The following is a 16,675-nucleotide window of genomic DNA, read 5'->3' as shown; positions in this document are numbered from 1 at the left end:
TTATTATGGGTAGTACAAGACACTTTTATATGTTTATCTTAGCGTTTGTTCTTGTTGTAGCATTAACGATTTATTTAATTGTTGATAGCACTTGGTACAATACAGTTCATCCGGCGTTCCTTCTGTTTATGTATGTAGGAATTGCGGTAGTGAGTTTTGGAATGAGAGATGAGATGTTAGATCGCTTTGAAAAGTGATACATATACGAAAGATCAACAGGAAAATGTTGGTCTTTTTTTCTTGCCAAAAATAGGATGGTGTGTATATACTGTACATATAAGGTATATACAGTATATACACACACTGGAGGAAAACATGAATATTATTATTTCGAATTCTTCCCAAGACCCTATTTATGTGCAAATAAGAAAACAATTAAGCCAGCTTATTTTAAATGGTGGTTTAAAGGGTGGAGACCAATTACCGTCTATTCGTAGCTTAGCGAAGGAATTACAAGTTAGTGTAATTACAACGAAGCGTGCGTACGAGGAGCTTGAAAAAGAAGGATATATAGAAACTGTTGCTGGGAAGGGGACTTATGTTTCACGTAAAAATAATGAACTACTAAAAGAACAGCGGCTACGTCTATTGGAAAGTAAAGCGGAAGAGGTTGTAAATGAAAGTAAAGCGTTGCAGCTTTCACTTGAAGATTTACAGCAGATGATTGCGTGTTTATATGAGGGGGAATAAGAGATGTTAGAGCTAAAAAACGTTTGTAAAAGTCATCAAGATTTTGCAGTGAAAAATATAAGTTTTACGTTACCACGCGGATATATTATGGGATTTGTCGGACCGAATGGAGCAGGGAAAAGTACGACGATCAAAATGATTATGAATTTAATTAGAAAAGATAGCGGTGATATAAAAATTTTTGGCAAGGACAATAAAAAAGCCGAGAAGGAAATAAAACAAAATATCGGTTTTGTATATGATGAAAATCATTACTACGAAGATTTAACGTGTGAACAAATGAAACGTATTATTGCACCGCTATATAAAAAGTGGGACGAAGAGCAGTATCAATCGTATATGCATCGATTGCAAGTTCCGAAGTATAAAAAAATTAAAGAATTATCAAAAGGGATGAAAATGAAATTTGCGATTGCAATCGCACTTTCACACCACGCGGAGTTTATTATTATGGACGAACCAACGGCAGGATTAGATCCGGTTGTTCGAAGTGAATTGCTTGATATGTTGCAAGAAATTGTAATGGAAGATGAAGTATCTGTATTATTATCAACACACATTACAACAGACTTAGAGCGCATCGCGGATTATATTACGTTCATAAATGATGGAGAAATTATATTTACTGGTGAGAAAGATGAATTAATGGAGAACTACGTAATTGTAAAAGGAAGTAATGATTTATTAGATAGAGAAGGAAAAGAATTATTTGTTGGATTACGAAAAAATAAATTTGGTTTCGAAGGTTTAGCAAAGGATAAGCAAGCAATTATCGATTGGTTTGGAAATGAGGTTGTACTAGAAAAACCAACATTAGACGATATCATCGTTTACACCGCGAAAGGGAGAGGTCCCTATGCGTCAGCTCATATATAAAGATTTGTTCTTTTTTAGGGTAACGTGGTTAGTGAATCTAATTGTGCCTCTTGTATTATTTATGTTAGATCCAAGTGGTGAATTGTTATTTTCGATGAGTTGTCTATTTATAACTCTTTCTTCCGTTATGACGTTAACTTTTATGGATGAAAGGAATAACAGTGACATTATTATAAATAGTTTACCGGTAAGCCGAAAGGATATCATAATTGCTAGATATGTTTCCAGTGCAATATTTATTGTTGGTGGCATACTCTCTACGATGTTAGTTGTTTTTCTTGTAAGAGGCATTGTGGTCATTGGTGATATCGGTACCTATCATCCGAATCTATACATTGAAATTCCGTGGTATGAAGTAATAAATGGAGCTGTTTATGCCGTATTTTTTGTTGTAACATTCTTTCCTAGTTATTATGTTACAAGGTCAAAGATAGCACGAAGTATAGTGTCAGGAGCATCAATGGTAGTTGGTGGAATTGCTTGGATATTCATAGGAGATGGATTGGATGAAACAACACCTTCATTCATTGAGTGGATTATGAATCCAGTGCATATCGGTGTATTTATAGCTGGAGGAATTATATTAGCTAGTGTCTATATCGCTTCTATGTTTCTTACAATTAAAATTTATGAAACGCGTGATTTATAGAGAGGGGGAATTCATATGCAACAGTTGATTTTGAAGGAGTTTTTCTTACAGAAGAAGATGTTTCCTTTCTATTTTTTAATACCTATTTTATCCGTTTTTAGAAATTCCGTAGAACCGATGGGGATTGCAATAGGATTATTTATAACATGTAGTACGATTATATATATTTCTTTTTATTATGACGAGAAAAGTAAAACAGAAAAAGTATTAGTGAGTTTGCCTATAACGAGAAAAGAGATAGTTATAGCTAAATATATTTCAAGCTCATTATTTATTATGGCTGGTTTGAGTACAACTTTTATAGTCGTAATATTAGGAAATATTTTATTGAACAGAGACATAGCTATTCCTGGATATGCAATATTTTCAGCAATAGTAGCAACTTTAATTTATTGTGTAGTAACGATACCTACTAATTACATTGGAGGATACAAAGCTATTACTGTCTTGAATGTGATTATGATTTTTCCTTTAATGGGTATGATTGGCCTTATGTGCAATATTTTTGGTGATGAAATAATCATGCTAAAAGTACTTCAATCTGAAGATGCTACATTATCAATGAGTATTCTTGGTATCGGAGTGTTAGTAAGTATAGTCATATCAATGTTTCTCTCAATGAAAATGTTTCAGGAGGCAGAGTTATAGAAGGAGCATTTTCATATTAGGAGGGTAAAACATGATCAAGCAATTAGTCTTAAAAGATATGATGTTGCAAAGAAAGTTAGGGTTTGCGTATTTAATATGTTTATTTTTTCTTGCTATTGTTGATTTTCGTAGTGATAGTTTTCTGATGACATTTAGCATGTTTATACCTGTTCTTGGAATCATGCTGTTAATGAGTTATGAGAATAAAAATAAAAGTGAAATGCTAGTAAATAGTTTACCGTTACAACGTAAAGAAATTGTCATAGCAAAATACATATTTGTAAGTATTTTAGTTGCTTTAGGTGGGATTTTCTCACTTGTAGTTGGTTTAATCCAGTTACAAAATGAACATATAACTGTATTTATGCTATGGGGAGAGATTCTTGGCGGAATAACGGGAGGATTGGTTTATAGCATGATTGTACTCCCAATCGAATTTTCAGTAGGATATAGCAGTGCAAAACAAATTGCTCCGTTCGCCGGAATTGCATTTGGGTATTTAAGTGGACTGATTGTAAGTAACGTATGGTTAGATGTAGAGAATGCTTGGAACACGAGTCTAGTCGTAAATATTTGTTTTATAGCAGGACTCCTTCTTTTATATGTTATGTCTATGTTTTTCTCAATTCATTTGTACAATGAACGTGATTTATAAGGAGGGAGCGATCGTGAAGCAACTTATAATAAAAGACTTTATCGTGCAATGGAAGTATTTAATATGGCACTTAATGTATCCTCTTTTCTTGTATATGACATTAATAGATATTAAAAGTTTTTACATGATTATGTCAGCTATAATTCCAGTAATAGCAATTTTAAAAACATTTAATGACGATAAAAAATATAATAGTGAAGTAATAGTAAATAGTTTACCGCTAGCGAGAAAGGAAATCGTATTAGCTAAATACATAATGGCACTTATTATTTTTATTATAAGTATGATAGTGTCTAGTCCTGTAGTAATCAATCGATTTGAAGATGGAACTTTTGAATTTATAACGACAACAGTAATTATGATTTCTGGCTTTGTTTTTATATATTTAAGCATTGTTTTACCGATATTGTTTTGGTTTGGCTATAAAAAAGCTTCTTTAATTACGCTATTCATACTAATAGCACCGACAGCAATTGGTACTATGTTCTTTGAAGTCAGCATGGAACAAATTCAATTATATAACAGCGTGTTATTCGTTAGTTCAATATGCATGTTTATAATATCTATCTTCGTTTCAGTGAAATTGTATGAGAAAAGAGAATTTTAAAAGGTGCCTTATATAAGGCACCTTCTTCAATAACGACAATATGAAAGTAAGAGTTTATAAACAGAGAGGCTATTCGGTACAACATCTTTTGGAGTATGTAATATAAAGCTGAAAACGATAACGAGAATGAGAAAGAGGAAAAATAAAAATAGGATCTGCTTATGTATAGAATTTTGCATATTATTCACTCCTTTTTTAGGTAGTATGTCCAAAAGAAAGGAGTGTATGAAAAATTTTAGGAGGGAGAATGATGAACAAAAGAAAATGGTTATATAGAATAGGAGTACTTTTATTTTCAATCGGTCTCATATTAGCAAATTTTTACTCAGATATACCATCACCATTTCCTAATTTGCATAAAGGAATTGGTGTAAGTATTGTTATAATTGGTCTTCTTTGTCTTATCGCATCAAACTTCTACAGGAAGTCTGAATGAATATAAAAAAGGACAGTTACTCTTTTTCAGAAGTAATGTCCTTTTTAAATAATTTATTCCATAGTTTGGCGATACTCCATATAATGACGATTGCAATGGAGGCAATAACTGACCAAGCAATAGATGCAATTTCAAGTGCCATGCTAGGAAGGAAGGTAAGAATGGATACTACTTTATGAAACAACCATTCTATTATATGAAAACTGATTTGTAATAGAATGACAATTCCAAGTGTAATCCATGCTAACATTTGTTTTCCTTTTTCTTTCCACATGACATTCACCTCACGTTAGCTTAATAGTTTTAAGCCAACAGCGCCGCATAGAATGCAACTTAAGAAGGCAAGACGACGCCAATCCGCTGATTCGCGGAAAATAAGAATACCTAGAAGTGCACTTCCCGCAGTTCCGATTCCAGTCCAAATCGCGTAAGCAGTTCCCATCGGTAACGTGTTCATCGCAAGGGATAAGAAGAAGAAACTTACGCCGAAGTTAGCGATTAAAATAACTTTTGGTGCCCAGCCTTTCTTTTCAGTGGCTACTTTCATAAAGAGTACACCAATAATTTCACAAATACCAGCTAGAATTAAAAATAACCAAGCCATTTTATGCGGCCTCCTTCGCTTCTTTTTCTTCTGTTACTCGTTTTAGCCCAATTACTCCGAAGAAGATTAAACCAATTAATAGAACTTTTACAATAGAGAAAGGTTCTCCGAAGACGAAAATCTCTGTAAGAACGATCCCACCAGCTCCAATTCCTGTAAAGACTGCGTATACAGTGCCGACAGGTAAATCTTTATAAGCTCTAAATAATAAGACGAAACTAATTATAATTAATAACGCAACACCAGCCCATTCGAGTGGTGCCTCCGCTTTTTTAAGTCCAATCACCCAAAAGATTTCAATAATACCAGCTATGATTACATAAATCCATGCCATATGTCATTTCTCCTTCCTACCAGTCGTTAGGTAAAGGGCTTAAAAACGACGCATTGCAAAGGAGCAATCCGTCAGTTTGAAAGACCTCGCCAAAATACTTGCCAAGAGGCGTTTAAACGAGTCCCAAAGCGATTTAAACCTGCAAATAGTAGTTCAACCATAAGTCCGTCCAGTAAGCATAGAAAAGCTTCTAGAGCGTCTTTTACTTCAATGTTATGCAGTTCACTTTGCTCGTTTGCCTGTTTAAATATAGGGAATAAAAGTTTTCCGACGTTTTCAATGTGTGCATTCGCTTTTTCGATAATTTGTACGCGGAATGCATCAGGCGGAAAATAGGAAGTTCGTAACCAAAACATTGATTCTTCACTTTCACCAAATCGTTTTGCGTAGCCCTTTAGTAACTGTAAGAGCAATTCTTCAGTAGACGAATTTGAAAATTTTTCGATATCGTCTGTGAAGCTCTGTAAATCTTTTTGAAGAGCGGATTCTAAGCATATAAAATATAGCTCTTCTTTTCCTTTAAAGTGTGCGTAAATCGATGGTTTTTTAATCCCGACTTCTTGAGCAATATTTGCCAATGAAGTTCCTTCATAGCCGTAGCGTGCGAAATGAGAAAGTGCTACAGCTTTAATGCGGTTTGCTGTCATTTTCATCCCCTACCTACCGTTCGTTAGGTTCATTATATGAGATGGGAAATATAAAGTCAATAGGTGAAGAGCTGAAAAAGAGCGCTATAGGTAACGCTCTTTTTTCAGACAGTATCTCGCTCAATTAAATGGAATGAAAGCTCTTCTGCATTCCCGGCAATTTGCTCGCTTTGGATTTGTTTATGGAATAAAGAAAAAGCATGTGAGCCCATTGTAAGGCCGGGATGCTCAATTGTTGAAATTTCTAACGCCTTTGAAATTTCATGATTATCAAATCCAAGGATAGCAAGTTCTTCAGGGACTCGAATACTATGCTTTCGCGCCTCTGTTAATAAACCAGCTGCAACTTGATCGTTCGCTGTAAAAATAGCGGTTGGGCGATTTTTCATGTTTAAAATGCGATGAAGTATTTTTGCACCATCCTGCATCGTATAGCATTGATGAAAAATCCAATCTGGATGTACCGTTTTACCTTCGTTATGAAGCGTATCAGCAAATGCTTTTTCGCGCTCCATAGAATTTGCACTCGTTTTTCTTGCTAAACAGATTCCGATTTTTTCATGGCCTTTACTGAGTAAATAGGCAGTGCCGAGACGGAAGCCTTCATAGTGATCTACGTAGACGGATGAAATGAGGGGATGCTTCATCTTTTCACATGAAATAATAGGGGCAAATTTTGCGAAAGGTTCAATTTGTTCCCAAGAACTCGTTCGAGAGCAAATAATCATTCCATCGAATTGTTTCATTTTCATCATTTCAAGAACACGAATCTCTTCGAGGCTATCGTAATTTGTTTGACATAAATTAATGTGATATCCAGCTGCTAACGCTTCGTTTCCGATTCCTTCAATAATGGTACTGAAGTATGGAAGATTAATGAAGGGGAGCATAACCCCGATTGTATATGTTTTTCCCTTTATTAAATGAATAGCATTTATATTTTTTGCATAGTTCAATTCTTCAACAGCATCTAGAACACGCTTACGTTTTTCTTCTTTTACGTAAGGGTGATTATTAAGGACGCGGGAAACAGTTGATATGGATACACCAGCGGTTTTTGCAATTTGTTTTATATTGGCCATATGTATCACCTCTTTCCTTTATTATAAAGGGAAAATAATAAGAATGAAAAAATCTTGACCTGAAAAGCTTTTCACAAACTATGTTATAAGTAAGGCTTCTTTTTATTCGCGTAACCTTTTTATTTGGGCGTAAGAATGATAGGGGGCTTTTTTGCGTCTATAAAAGAAGTTTTGTCAAAATGTGTGAGAATAACGTGGAAAGTTTTCAAAGGGGGAGTTTGTTAATGAAGCGAATATGAATAGCATATAAACACTTCATTCATAAAGATAGCGGTATGAAAGGGCGGAAACAAATTGAAAAAAAGAATCATTTGTTTCGTGTTTTCTAGTCTAGTGCTAAGTTCATGTTCGTTTCAGCAAACGATGCAAGAAGAAAAAAACTTTGTGGGAACAACAGGGGGAGCTATGGATCGTGTTACGGCTCCTATTCCACTAAAGGAGCTTCCGAAATATTTTCCAGTGAAATTTAAAGTTCCGGCGTTTTTACCGTATGACATTACGAGTGATGTGAAGGGGGAAGTCAGAACGATTGGGAAGAAGAACGCTGTCTTAATGATTAAATATAAACAGCAGGAGCCAGATAGAAATGAGTATATTGAGTTAAATGTTGCAAACTTTCCTTATAGTTTTCCAGATCTCGTGGAAGAGAAGCGATTTCAAGAACAAATGAAATTGAATAGTGGAGCATTCGCTTATTTTAAAAATAAGGATGACTCTGGGCGAGGAGATGAATTCGCTACGCTTATTTGGAAAGAGAAAGGACTTGAATATCAGCTGCTGTATCGTAATGTGCAAGAGAATGATAAAGATGTGATTAAGCAAAATTTAGTATACATTGCGAATAATATGGAATGAAAAAACTAGCTGAATGATTCAGCTAGTTTTTGTATGTTATTATTTCTTTTTAATTTTTCCAGTCCACGTTTTGAATCCACCTTGTAATTGGTAGAAATCTTTGTAGCCTTGTTTCTTTAAGTATTGAGCTGCACGACCAGTACGGAATCCGCTTTGGCAGTATAAGTAAACTGGTTGATCTTTGCGAAGTTCTTTATGACGAAGGCGAATTTGTGATAATGGAATGTTACGTGCGCCTAAAATATGTCCTGCAGTATATTCGTCTGCTTCGCGAATATCGATAAGCTGTGCTTTGCGGTAGCCAGCGCGAAACTCTTCTTCTGAAAGTGTTTTAATTAATTTTCTCTGATAGAAATACATCCATACAGTGTAGCCGATGAACGCTACGATTACGGCTAATAAAATAATCCAAGTTGTTGACACGGTTCTATCGCTCCCTTTTTTCTTATCCTACTTTCAATATTATAATGCCCGTATGTATTTATGCAACAGATTCATTTGCATATAAGAAGAAATTTCGTATTCTTTCACAAATTTTGTCGAATTTGGTAGACTAGAGAATGTGAAAAATAATTGGTTATATGAGGTGCAGGATGGGAAAAGAAAAATGGTGTTATATTAACTCTGGTCAATGTTCACCGGCATTTAATATGGCGTTAGATGAATGTTTATTAAATTGGCAAAGTGAAAAGAAAATGCCACCAACCATTCGTTTTTATGAATGGGAAGTACCAACATTAACAGTTGGGTATTTCCAGCGTGTTGAAAAAGATATTAATATGGATGTAGTTAACGAAAAGAAATATGGATTCGTTCGTCGTCAAACAGGCGGCAGGGGTGTACTACATGATAAAGAATTAACGTACAGTGTTATTGTGTCTGAAGATCATCCAAATATGCCAAAAACAGTTACAGAAGCGTATCGTATTATTTCGCAAGGTTTATTAGACGGTTTTAAGGCATTAGGATTAGAAGCATATTATGCAGTTCCAAAAACAGAAGCAGACCGTGAAAATTTAAAAAATCCACGTTCAGGAGTATGCTTTGATGCACCGTCTTGGTATGAAATTGTAGTAGAAGGAAGAAAAATCGCAGGTAGTGCTCAAACACGTCAAAAAGGTGTGATTTTACAGCACGGATCGATTCCGTTAGAAATAGATTTAGATGAATTATACGATCTGTTTTTATTCCCGAATGAACGTGTAAAAGAGCGTATGAAGAGTATGTTCTCTTCTAAAGCGGTAGCAATTAATGAATTAACAGACCGTACGTTTACAATCGAACAGTTAATTAAAGCGTTTGAGGTTGGGTTTGAAAAAGGATTAGATGTAGAGCTTGTTCCGTATGAATTAACAGAAGAACAGTTACATGAAGTGCAAACATTAGCAAAAGAGAAGTATGAAAGTAAGGAATGGAATTATAAAAAATAAGAGGTGGCAATTGCCACCTCTTATTTTTTATAGTAAATTAAGTACTTTTTCTACTTTGATTCCTTTATCTTGTAAAGAACGAAGGCGATTTACAACGTCCATAATTTCTTTGTCAAATGTAACGCTAATACCTTGGCTTTGTAGTTCTTTTTTTAAGCTTTCAATAGAATCATCTATGTCGATGCCAAGCTCGTAATCTTGACAAACTTCAATTGTCTTTTTCACAAGTTTAACATAATTTTCTTGTAGTTTTGTATTTGTTTCAGTCAAAGCAGGTTGCTTCGGTTTTGCAGGAGCGACCTGTGCTGTCTCTTGCTTTGTAACTGGAGTTGGTGCTGCTTTTTTCACAGGTGCTGGAGTAGATAGTTCCACAGCTGCTTCTACACTTACTGGCTTCGGTGTCGGTACCGGAGTAGGTTTAGGTGCTGCAGGTGTTTCTACTCGCGTAACAGGTTTTGGAGCAGGTGCAACTGCTTTTGGAGCTTCTACAACTACTTCTTTTTTCGGAGTAGCTTCTACAACAGTTTCTTCTTGCTCAGCAGCTTCTTTATTCTCTTTGCTCCACATAACGCGTTCAACTTCTAGAGAAACATTATTTTTGTTCATCGCTGTTAATGTAACTTTACCAACTTCAGCGTTCCCAGTGAAATCAACAATTTTATAAATAACACTCTTGTTCCAATCCACGTTTCCGCTCAAAAATAATTCTTCGTTACATTTCGGCGTTAAGCCCTCGATTTTAATTTCTGCGTTTACACCGTTTTCACTATATACCATAATTAGCGAAGCATTTACATCTTCGTCTGCTAACATTAGTTCACGTACCATTTTGCCGGTGCGTACTTGCGTTTTCTTCTTAACTGACATTTAATTTCTCCTCTCAAAAATTCAGTAATAATAAAAAAATCGTATAACGAAAAATAATTGCTCACGAAGATTTATGATACCGATAATAAAAGCATCACGTCAACAATTAACTTTAATTATTTTGCATTTTTCTTATTTTCTTTATGAAATTTTTCAATTTGTAAAATTAGACAGAAGAAAAACAGCCTTTTGAAAGGCTGTTAAAAATTTGATTTTTTGTATAGTAATTTATATAAAATAAAAAATAAGATAGCGATTAAGGCGTTTTGCCAAAAGGTTAGATGATAAATAAGGTAAGGTTGTTTTCTAAAATAAATATTTACGAATATAGCTGAACAAAATGGAGTAGCAAAAGCGAGCCCGAATAGAATTCGTCTTTTCCAATTTATTTTTTGATCAAAGGAGTAACGCTTTAATAAATATAAAATAAGCAGTATTCCTAGAATAATGAGTGAAACAGACAAAATAGTTCCAGGGATACTAAAAGCTGGGGTGAATTGTTCTACATTATTTTCAAAGATTAAAATGAAAAAGGAAACAATTGCATCGATTCCAAACTGTATAGCAAGAAGTAAGCTAATAACAAAACCGATTAAAGAAGTTTTTTCTAATTTTGTTTGGACAGGCAAAGCTGATATAAGTTCATCGCAATAAGATTGTAAATCATTACCGAAAATGTCGTAAGCACTTTTATTTTCTGCTTGTGCTTCGATAAGATGGTCTAATATTTCTAATAAAAGTTCTTCTACTTGATGTTCGGGTACATTAGATAATCGAAGATATACTAGCATATCGCCATAAGCAGTTTCGTTTTCGGAAGTTAGAAGCTCACGTTTTTTATTATTCAATTCAATCATGTCTTGTGCATTCATCCCTATCACTCCCCTTGTAATAAATTGTTCACCGTAGTTGAAACCATTCCCCAACTTTGTTTAAACTCTTCAAGCTGCTCTAATCCTTTGTCGGTTACGTGATAATATTTTCGCTTTGGACCGAGTGAGGAAGCTTTTAATGTTCCTTCAATCAATTTTTCTTTTTGCATACGTAACAATAACGGATATATGCTTCCTTCACTTACGAATGTAAATCCGTGTTTATTTAATTTTGTACTCAGTTCATATCCGTACACTTCTTCTTGTGAAATGATGTATAGGATGCAACCTTCGAGCACACCTTTTAACATTTGGCTGTGCATGATTTCACCACCTTTTACTCAGGTAACTTGCGTTGCAAGGTAGCTGTTATCCAAATTATAACATTCAGTAACTTGCAACGCAAGTTACTGAAGTGGAAAACTTTAATGAGTGTTAATTCTTCATCGTTTCCCATACTAACGAGAGGAGGGAAGCATATGAAACCATTTATGCCAAAACTCGTTTACTTTGAACCGAAGGCACTCGAATATCCGCTTGGAAAAGAGCTGTATGAGAAGTTTACGAAGATGGGATTAGAAATTCGTGAAATGACATCCCATAATCAAATTAGAAATTTGCCAGGTGAAAATGATTTGCAAAAGTATCGTAATGCAAAGGCAACACTTGTCGTTGGGGTGAGGAAAACATTAAAGTTTGATACGTCAAAACCGTCAGCTGAATATGCAATCCCGCTCGCAACGGGGTGTATGGGACATTGTCATTATTGCTATTTGCAAACGACACTTGGGAGTAAGCCTTACGTTCGCGTGTATGTCAATCTTGATGAAATATTTGAGAAGGCAAAGCAGTATATGGATGAAAGAGCACCAGAAATAACAAGGTTTGAAGCGGCTTGTACATCAGATATTGTTGGAATTGATCATTTAACACATGCATTAAAGCGGGCGATTGAATTCATTGGAGAAAGTGAGCATGGGCGTTTACGTTTCGTTACGAAATATTCGCACGTTGATCATTTATTAGATGCAAAACATAATGGGAAAACTCGTTTTCGATTTAGTATTAATTCACGGTATGTAATCAAAAATTTTGAGCCGGGGACATCACCTTTTGAAGAACGAATTGAAGCGGCTCGTAAAGTAGCAGGTGCGGGTTATCCACTTGGGTTTATAGTTGCACCACTTTAATATGCATGAAGGATGGGAAGAAGGATATCGTGAACTATTTGAGCGACTGTACAATGCGCTAAAAGATTTGTCGATACCGAATTTAACATTTGAATTAATTCAACATCGCTTTACAAAACCAGCAAAAAAGGTCATTCAAGAGCGTTATCCGAATACGAAGCTTGAAATGGATGAAGAGAAGCGCAAATATAAATGGGGACGATATGGCATCGGGAAATACGTATATAAAAAAGATGATGCAGAAGTATTGGAAGAAACGATTAGAGGATATATTCATCACTTTTTTCCTAACGCAGAAATTCAATATTTTACATGAAAAGAACTTGTATTGGAATGCAAGTTCTTTTTTCTTTTAAATATTTAGGCTTGTTTTCAACTTGTCACGTTATTCTTTCTGGTGTATCATTTTATTGATTGCTTCGTACGGAATGAGCAAAATGAAATTGGATGGAGGAAACCGATGCCTACCCCTAGTATGGAAGATTATATTGAACAAATTTATTTGTTGATTGATGAAAAGGGTTATGCCCGCGTATCTGATATTGCTGAAGCGCTGAGTGTACATCCATCCTCTGTAACGAAAATGGTGCAAAAATTAGACAAAGATGAATATCTAATTTATGAAAAATATAGAGGGCTTGTATTAACATCAAAAGGTAAAAAAATCGGAGAACGTCTCGTATATCGTCATGACTTGCTAGAGCAATTTATGCGTATTATCGGTTTGGATGAAAGTAAAATTTACAATGATGTAGAAGGAATTGAACATCATTTAAGTTGGGAAGCAATTGACCGCATTGGTGATCTAGTGCAATATTTTGAACAAGATGAGGTTCGAGTGGAAACACTTCGTGGCGTTCAAAAAGCAAATGAAGAGAAAAGTAATTAAGGGGGAACGTATGTCGTTTCCTTTTTTATTTCAACCGAAAAGGATGGGGAAATTATGAAAGCAATTATTTTTGATTTTGATGGATTAATTGTAGACACAGAAACAATATGGTTTCACTCTTTCAGAGACGCTGTTCGTGAGTACGGTGGGGAGTTACCTTTAACGGAATTTGCGAAATGTATTGGAACGACAGACGATGTGCTTTACGCATATTTAAATGAGCAATTAAAAGAGAAGTTTAACAAGGATGCATTAAAAGAAAAAGTGAAAACTTTACATAAAGAGAAAATGAAAATACCAGAAGCTCGTGACGGGGTAAAAGAATATTTAGAGGAAGCGAAAGAAATGGGATTGAAAATCGCATTAGCTTCCAGTTCATCTAGAGAATGGGTTACTTCTTTTTTGGAAGAGCTACAAATTCGAGATTATTTTGAAGTCATTAAAACAAGGGAAGATGTTGAGAAGGTAAAACCGGATCCAGCACTTTATCGAATTGCGATAGAAGATTTAGGAATTGATCCGTCTGAAGCTGTTGTATTTGAAGACTCGTTAAACGGATTAAAAGCAGCGATTGCAGCAGGATTAAAGTGCGTTGTTGTACCTAATGATGTGACAAGGAATTTACCATTTGAAAATCATCACCTTCGAATTGAAAGTATGAAAGATAAAAGTTTGAAAGAAGTACTGCAAAATATAAAGAAAGACCGTATTTCCTAAAAGGAAGCACGGTCTTTCTTTTTGTTTTTTTTACCTTCAATGACAGTTAAATGAGATTGTTTTCTTTTTCGCTTCAAAGTGGAAGGAGCGCCTTTCTTACCTTTGTCATTAGAAGCGTTGGATTTCAAGAAAGAATTGCTTAGGGGTGCTACATTTTGTTTCCCATGTTTGCGGTTCGATTGTTTCGCTGCACGCTTATAAGAGCTTTGCGAATTTGCAGAACCACTAGAATTTGTAAACATCTTGTATAGCAAATAAAAGATACCGACAACAAGTAACATGTACCCGATATTTCTTAATACACCCATTGGATTTGTAATGACAGATGAAACAAGGCCGAATATTGCTAATCCGATAATAAGCATAACTATAGCGAATGTAAACGAACGACCGTTCATAAGGGACACCTCCTAAAAACATATATTAAAATTAGTATATTAACGATGAGGAAAGGAGTTGAACACCAATTTTAAATAATTATTGTTTGTTTTCTAAACGTAATAATTCTTCAAACGATGCAATGGCTACTTCCACTTGATCATCTGTTGGTTCTTTCGTTGTTAACAGTTGCAGCCATAATCCGGGATATCCAAGTATGCGTAATACTGGAATATCGCGTAATCGATTTGTAAATTGTAACACTTCGAAAGAAATGCCGAGAACGACTGGAATTAATAAAATTCGGTTTACGACTCTGGCCCAAAGTGGATCTGTAGGGACAAGGAAATAAACAAACATTCCAATAATGACTGTAAATATAATAAAGCTACTGCCACAGCGATAATGAAGGCGAGTTTGTTTTTGCACATTTTCTACAGTCATTGGAAGGTTATTCTCATAGGCATTAATTACTTTATGCTCCGCACCATGGTACTGAAATACCCGCTTAATAAGTGGGGTTAAAGAAATAAAGTATATATAGCTCAATAATAGCATGAGCTTAATGACACTTTCGACAATGATTTGCCCTGTATGAGAGGGGAAAATCGGTCTCGTTAATTCAGCTAGTAGTGCAGGAACTGCTGTGAAAATGACTTTACCAAATATGAAAGATAAAACACCAACTGCTGCAACTCCTAATACCATCGTTAATTTCGATTGTTCTTCTTTGTTATTTGCGATTTGTTCGTCTTCTTCTGGGTGGACATCAAATCGTTCTGAAGCAAAGTTTAAATGTTTTGCTCCATTCGCACTTGCATCCACAATAGCGGCAATCCCTCGTAAAAATGGAATTTTTTTCAGGATAGATAATGCTTTATTACGAACGCGTGGTAATCGATAAAATTCAATCGATTTATCTTTACGACGAACCGCTGTAACAGTATATTCTCTACCGCCAAACATAACTCCTTCTATGACTGCTTGCCCGCCATATATTTGTTTTGACTCTTCTGCCATGTTAACACCAACCTGTATTTGTTTCTCTCTTATGTAGAAAAAGAGGCAATTGTCATACTGGGTTCTGTCGTTTTGAAATAAGACAATCACCGAGTTTCCTTTATTTTATCGACAAATACAAGTATATGACAAGAAAAAATGTTACGAGAGTCGGACATTTCTTATTCTTTTTATAGACAAATTTCGCAGTATTTAAACATGGTTCAAAATAGTTTCGGGCATACTATTGAGCGGAGGTGTCGATGTGAGTCAAGAACAATTAGGAACAAGGAATTTTGTACAAATTGGTTTATTTGGTGGAATCTTTTGGGGGGGGATATGGTATTTCCTTCATATATTTTCATTTACGGAAGCGGGACCGAACTATTTACTTTTACCATTTGCCTTTGGAAGCTGGAAAGAAGGGGTATGGGGCAATGTGTCAGGAATTGTTTGTATGGGACTACTTTCGATTTTAATTGCCTTTTTGTATAAAGCGTTTTTGGCAAAGTTTGAAGGAATTCTTCCAGGGATGATTTATGGGCTATTTTGGTGGGCGTTACTATTTTTCGGAATGGGGTTAATAGCGCCTGCTATTAAAAGCGCACTCCATTTACCGAAAGAAACACTTGTGACGACGATATGTATTTTTATATTGTATGGTGTGTTTATTGCATACTCTGTTTCTTACGCAGTAAATACCAATAAGGCCGAGCAAGAAGGGGAAGAGAAGACGAACTATTCAAACAAGTAACTCCTATGTTAAAATGTTGTATAGATATTTAATATTAAGGAGTTTTAAGCATATGAAAAAGGTACTCCTCGTAAACGGTCCTAACCTAAATCGCCTCGGTGTCAGAGAGGTAAATGTATATGGAAAGGGCACGCTAGCGACACTTGAAGCAGATATGAAGCAAGAAGCAGAAACAATGGGAGTGGAGTTAGAATGTTTCCAATCGAATCATGAAGGTGCGATTATCGATCGTATTCATGAGGCGGAAGATATATATGAAGGGATCATTTTAAATCCTGGAGCATTTACGCATTATAGCTATGCGATTCGAGATGCAATTGCGAGCATTTCGATTCCTGTTATTGAAGTACATATTTCTAACATTCATCAGCGTGAGTCGTTCCGTCATGAATCTGTGACGGCAGCTGTTTGTGCGGGACAAATTGTTGGATTTGGTTTTTATGGCTATAAGTTAGCGTTATTTGCATTAATGGAGAAATTGAGGGAGGCATAAAGT

The 16,675-nt window shown here is 35.3% G+C and carries 25 protein-coding genes and 1 pseudogene; 15 read left to right on the top strand and 11 right to left on the bottom strand.

Annotation, left to right across the window (positions count from 1 at the left end):
* The first annotated feature begins 5 nt into the window (after nt 1-5).
* The 8 genes from ILS93_RS08920 to ILS93_RS08885 all read left to right on the top strand — a co-directional run bounded on the left by ILS93_RS08920 (nt 6) and on the right by ILS93_RS08885 (nt 4,561).
* Nucleotides 6-197 carry a hypothetical protein gene (locus tag ILS93_RS08920; RefSeq protein ID WP_000535935.1) on the top strand — a complete coding sequence of 64 codons (192 nt, stop codon included), beginning with the start codon at nt 6-8 and terminating at the stop codon, nt 195-197.
* A 118-nt stretch (nt 198-315) separates the two neighbouring features.
* Nucleotides 316-690: a GntR family transcriptional regulator gene (locus ILS93_RS08915; protein ID WP_001021362.1), complete on the top strand. Its 375-nt coding sequence runs from the start codon at nt 316-318 to the stop codon at nt 688-690.
* A gap of 3 nt (nt 691-693) precedes the next feature.
* Nucleotides 694-1,566: an ABC transporter ATP-binding protein gene (locus ILS93_RS08910; RefSeq protein WP_088048118.1), complete on the top strand. Its 873-nt coding sequence runs from the start codon at nt 694-696 to the stop codon at nt 1,564-1,566.
* Nucleotides 1,547-2,215: an ABC-2 transporter permease gene (locus ILS93_RS08905; protein WP_222660342.1), complete on the top strand. Its 669-nt coding sequence runs from the start codon at nt 1,547-1,549 to the stop codon at nt 2,213-2,215. The genes ILS93_RS08910 and ILS93_RS08905 overlap by 20 nt, the downstream gene beginning before the upstream one ends.
* A 15-nt stretch (nt 2,216-2,230) precedes the next feature.
* Nucleotides 2,231-2,863: an ABC-2 transporter permease gene (locus ILS93_RS08900; RefSeq protein WP_088048119.1), complete on the top strand. Its 633-nt coding sequence runs from the start codon at nt 2,231-2,233 to the stop codon at nt 2,861-2,863.
* A gap of 31 nt (nt 2,864-2,894) precedes the next feature.
* Nucleotides 2,895-3,518, top strand: coding sequence for an ABC-2 transporter permease (locus ILS93_RS08895; protein WP_088048120.1), 624 nt, complete (start codon nt 2,895-2,897; stop codon nt 3,516-3,518).
* 13 nt (nt 3,519-3,531) lie between these two features.
* A complete protein-coding gene (locus ILS93_RS08890; protein WP_088048121.1) occupies nt 3,532-4,125 on the top strand; it encodes an ABC-2 transporter permease in 594 nt (197 codons plus the stop codon).
* Nucleotides 4,126-4,375: 250 nt separating this feature from the next.
* The gene (locus ILS93_RS08885; RefSeq protein WP_142289408.1) at nt 4,376-4,561 is read left to right on the top strand and encodes a hypothetical protein; all 186 of its coding nucleotides are present in this window, start codon (nt 4,376-4,378) and stop codon (nt 4,559-4,561) included.
* Nucleotides 4,562-4,577: 16 nt separating this feature from the next.
* On the opposite strand, the gene ILS93_RS08880 is transcribed toward ILS93_RS08885, so the two are convergent.
* The 5 genes from ILS93_RS08880 to ILS93_RS08860 all read right to left on the bottom strand — a co-directional run bounded on the left by ILS93_RS08880 (nt 4,578) and on the right by ILS93_RS08860 (nt 7,228).
* A complete protein-coding gene (locus tag ILS93_RS08880) occupies nt 4,578-4,835 on the bottom strand; it encodes a DUF3975 family protein (protein ID WP_064474817.1) in 258 nt (85 codons plus the stop codon).
* Nucleotides 4,836-4,850: 15 nt separating this feature from the next.
* On the bottom strand, nt 4,851-5,165 hold the full coding sequence (locus tag ILS93_RS08875; RefSeq protein ID WP_046956356.1) for a DMT family transporter: 315 nt from the start codon (nt 5,163-5,165) through the stop codon (nt 4,851-4,853).
* A 1-nt stretch (nt 5,166) separates the two neighbouring features.
* Nucleotides 5,167-5,499 carry a DMT family transporter gene (locus ILS93_RS08870; RefSeq protein WP_222660339.1) on the bottom strand — a complete coding sequence of 111 codons (333 nt, stop codon included), beginning with the start codon at nt 5,497-5,499 and terminating at the stop codon, nt 5,167-5,169.
* A 71-nt stretch (nt 5,500-5,570) separates the two neighbouring features.
* Nucleotides 5,571-6,152 (bottom strand): TetR/AcrR family transcriptional regulator, encoded by a 582-nt coding sequence (locus ILS93_RS08865; RefSeq protein WP_142289409.1) that lies wholly within the window; start codon nt 6,150-6,152, stop codon nt 5,571-5,573.
* Nucleotides 6,153-6,250: 98 nt separating this feature from the next.
* Nucleotides 6,251-7,228 carry a LacI family DNA-binding transcriptional regulator gene (locus ILS93_RS08860; protein ID WP_064474818.1) on the bottom strand — a complete coding sequence of 326 codons (978 nt, stop codon included), beginning with the start codon at nt 7,226-7,228 and terminating at the stop codon, nt 6,251-6,253.
* A 318-nt stretch (nt 7,229-7,546) separates the two neighbouring features.
* On the opposite strand from ILS93_RS08860, the gene ILS93_RS08855 reads away from it, so the two are divergent.
* Nucleotides 7,547-8,083, top strand: a complete 537-nt coding sequence (locus ILS93_RS08855; protein ID WP_142289412.1) for a DNA polymerase III subunit delta — start codon at nt 7,547-7,549, stop codon at nt 8,081-8,083.
* A 39-nt stretch (nt 8,084-8,122) separates the two neighbouring features.
* Here the strand turns inward: ILS93_RS08855 and ILS93_RS08850 are convergent, their stop codons facing one another.
* Nucleotides 8,123-8,506: a rhodanese-like domain-containing protein gene (locus ILS93_RS08850; protein ID WP_000108656.1), complete on the bottom strand. Its 384-nt coding sequence runs from the start codon at nt 8,504-8,506 to the stop codon at nt 8,123-8,125.
* Nucleotides 8,507-8,676: 170 nt separating this feature from the next.
* Between ILS93_RS08850 and ILS93_RS08845 the strand changes: the two genes are divergently transcribed.
* Entirely contained in the window at nt 8,677-9,513 is an 837-nt protein-coding gene (locus tag ILS93_RS08845; protein ID WP_000514071.1) for a lipoate--protein ligase family protein, read from the top strand.
* 27 nt (nt 9,514-9,540) lie between these two features.
* Here ILS93_RS08845 and ILS93_RS08840 read toward each other — a convergent pair whose 3' ends face one another.
* The 3 genes from ILS93_RS08840 to ILS93_RS08830 form a co-directional block, all read right to left on the bottom strand.
* On the bottom strand, nt 9,541-10,380 hold the full coding sequence (locus ILS93_RS08840) for a hypothetical protein (protein WP_222660337.1): 840 nt from the start codon (nt 10,378-10,380) through the stop codon (nt 9,541-9,543).
* 200 nt (nt 10,381-10,580) lie between these two features.
* The gene (locus ILS93_RS08835; protein ID WP_064474820.1) at nt 10,581-11,252 is read right to left on the bottom strand and encodes a DUF1129 domain-containing protein; all 672 of its coding nucleotides are present in this window, start codon (nt 11,250-11,252) and stop codon (nt 10,581-10,583) included.
* Nucleotides 11,253-11,257: 5 nt separating this feature from the next.
* Nucleotides 11,258-11,575 carry a PadR family transcriptional regulator gene (locus ILS93_RS08830; protein ID WP_000556083.1) on the bottom strand — a complete coding sequence of 106 codons (318 nt, stop codon included), beginning with the start codon at nt 11,573-11,575 and terminating at the stop codon, nt 11,258-11,260.
* A gap of 156 nt (nt 11,576-11,731) precedes the next feature.
* Between ILS93_RS08830 and splB the strand changes: the two are divergent.
* The 3 genes and pseudogenes from splB to ILS93_RS08815 all read left to right on the top strand — a co-directional run bounded on the left by splB (nt 11,732) and on the right by ILS93_RS08815 (nt 14,048).
* Nucleotides 11,732-12,758: pseudogene (gene splB, locus ILS93_RS08825) on the top strand (spore photoproduct lyase).
* Nucleotides 12,759-12,902: 144 nt separating this feature from the next.
* Entirely contained in the window at nt 12,903-13,331 is a 429-nt protein-coding gene (gene mntR, locus ILS93_RS08820; protein WP_001143071.1) for a transcriptional regulator MntR, read from the top strand.
* 54 nt (nt 13,332-13,385) lie between these two features.
* Nucleotides 13,386-14,048, top strand: a complete 663-nt coding sequence (locus tag ILS93_RS08815) for an HAD family hydrolase (RefSeq protein ID WP_064474821.1) — start codon at nt 13,386-13,388, stop codon at nt 14,046-14,048.
* On the opposite strand, the gene ILS93_RS08810 is transcribed toward ILS93_RS08815, so the two are convergent.
* Both ILS93_RS08810 and ILS93_RS08805 read right to left on the bottom strand, forming a co-directional pair.
* Nucleotides 14,045-14,446, bottom strand: a complete 402-nt coding sequence (locus ILS93_RS08810; RefSeq protein WP_001014467.1) for an SA1362 family protein — start codon at nt 14,444-14,446, stop codon at nt 14,045-14,047. The genes ILS93_RS08815 and ILS93_RS08810 overlap by 4 nt on opposite strands.
* Nucleotides 14,447-14,525: 79 nt before the next feature.
* Nucleotides 14,526-15,446, bottom strand: coding sequence for a DUF1385 domain-containing protein (locus ILS93_RS08805; RefSeq protein WP_000807116.1), 921 nt, complete (start codon nt 15,444-15,446; stop codon nt 14,526-14,528).
* Between the two features lie 244 nt (nt 15,447-15,690).
* On the opposite strand from ILS93_RS08805, the gene ILS93_RS08800 reads away from it, so the two are divergent.
* On the top strand, nt 15,691-16,179 hold the full coding sequence (locus ILS93_RS08800; protein ID WP_142289410.1) for a YqhR family membrane protein: 489 nt from the start codon (nt 15,691-15,693) through the stop codon (nt 16,177-16,179).
* Nucleotides 16,180-16,231: 52 nt separating this feature from the next.
* On the top strand, nt 16,232-16,672 hold the full coding sequence (aroQ, locus tag ILS93_RS08795; protein ID WP_000757087.1) for a type II 3-dehydroquinate dehydratase: 441 nt from the start codon (nt 16,232-16,234) through the stop codon (nt 16,670-16,672).
* Nucleotides 16,673-16,675 lie beyond the last annotated feature (3 nt).

Origin of the sequence: Bacillus sp. 16GRE42, from assembly GCF_019837435.1 — a bacterium.
In the GTDB taxonomy this organism is placed as follows: domain Bacteria; phylum Bacillota; class Bacilli; order Bacillales; family Bacillaceae_G; genus Bacillus_A; species Bacillus_A wiedmannii.
This window is presented reverse-complemented; position numbering and strand designations above follow the sequence as displayed.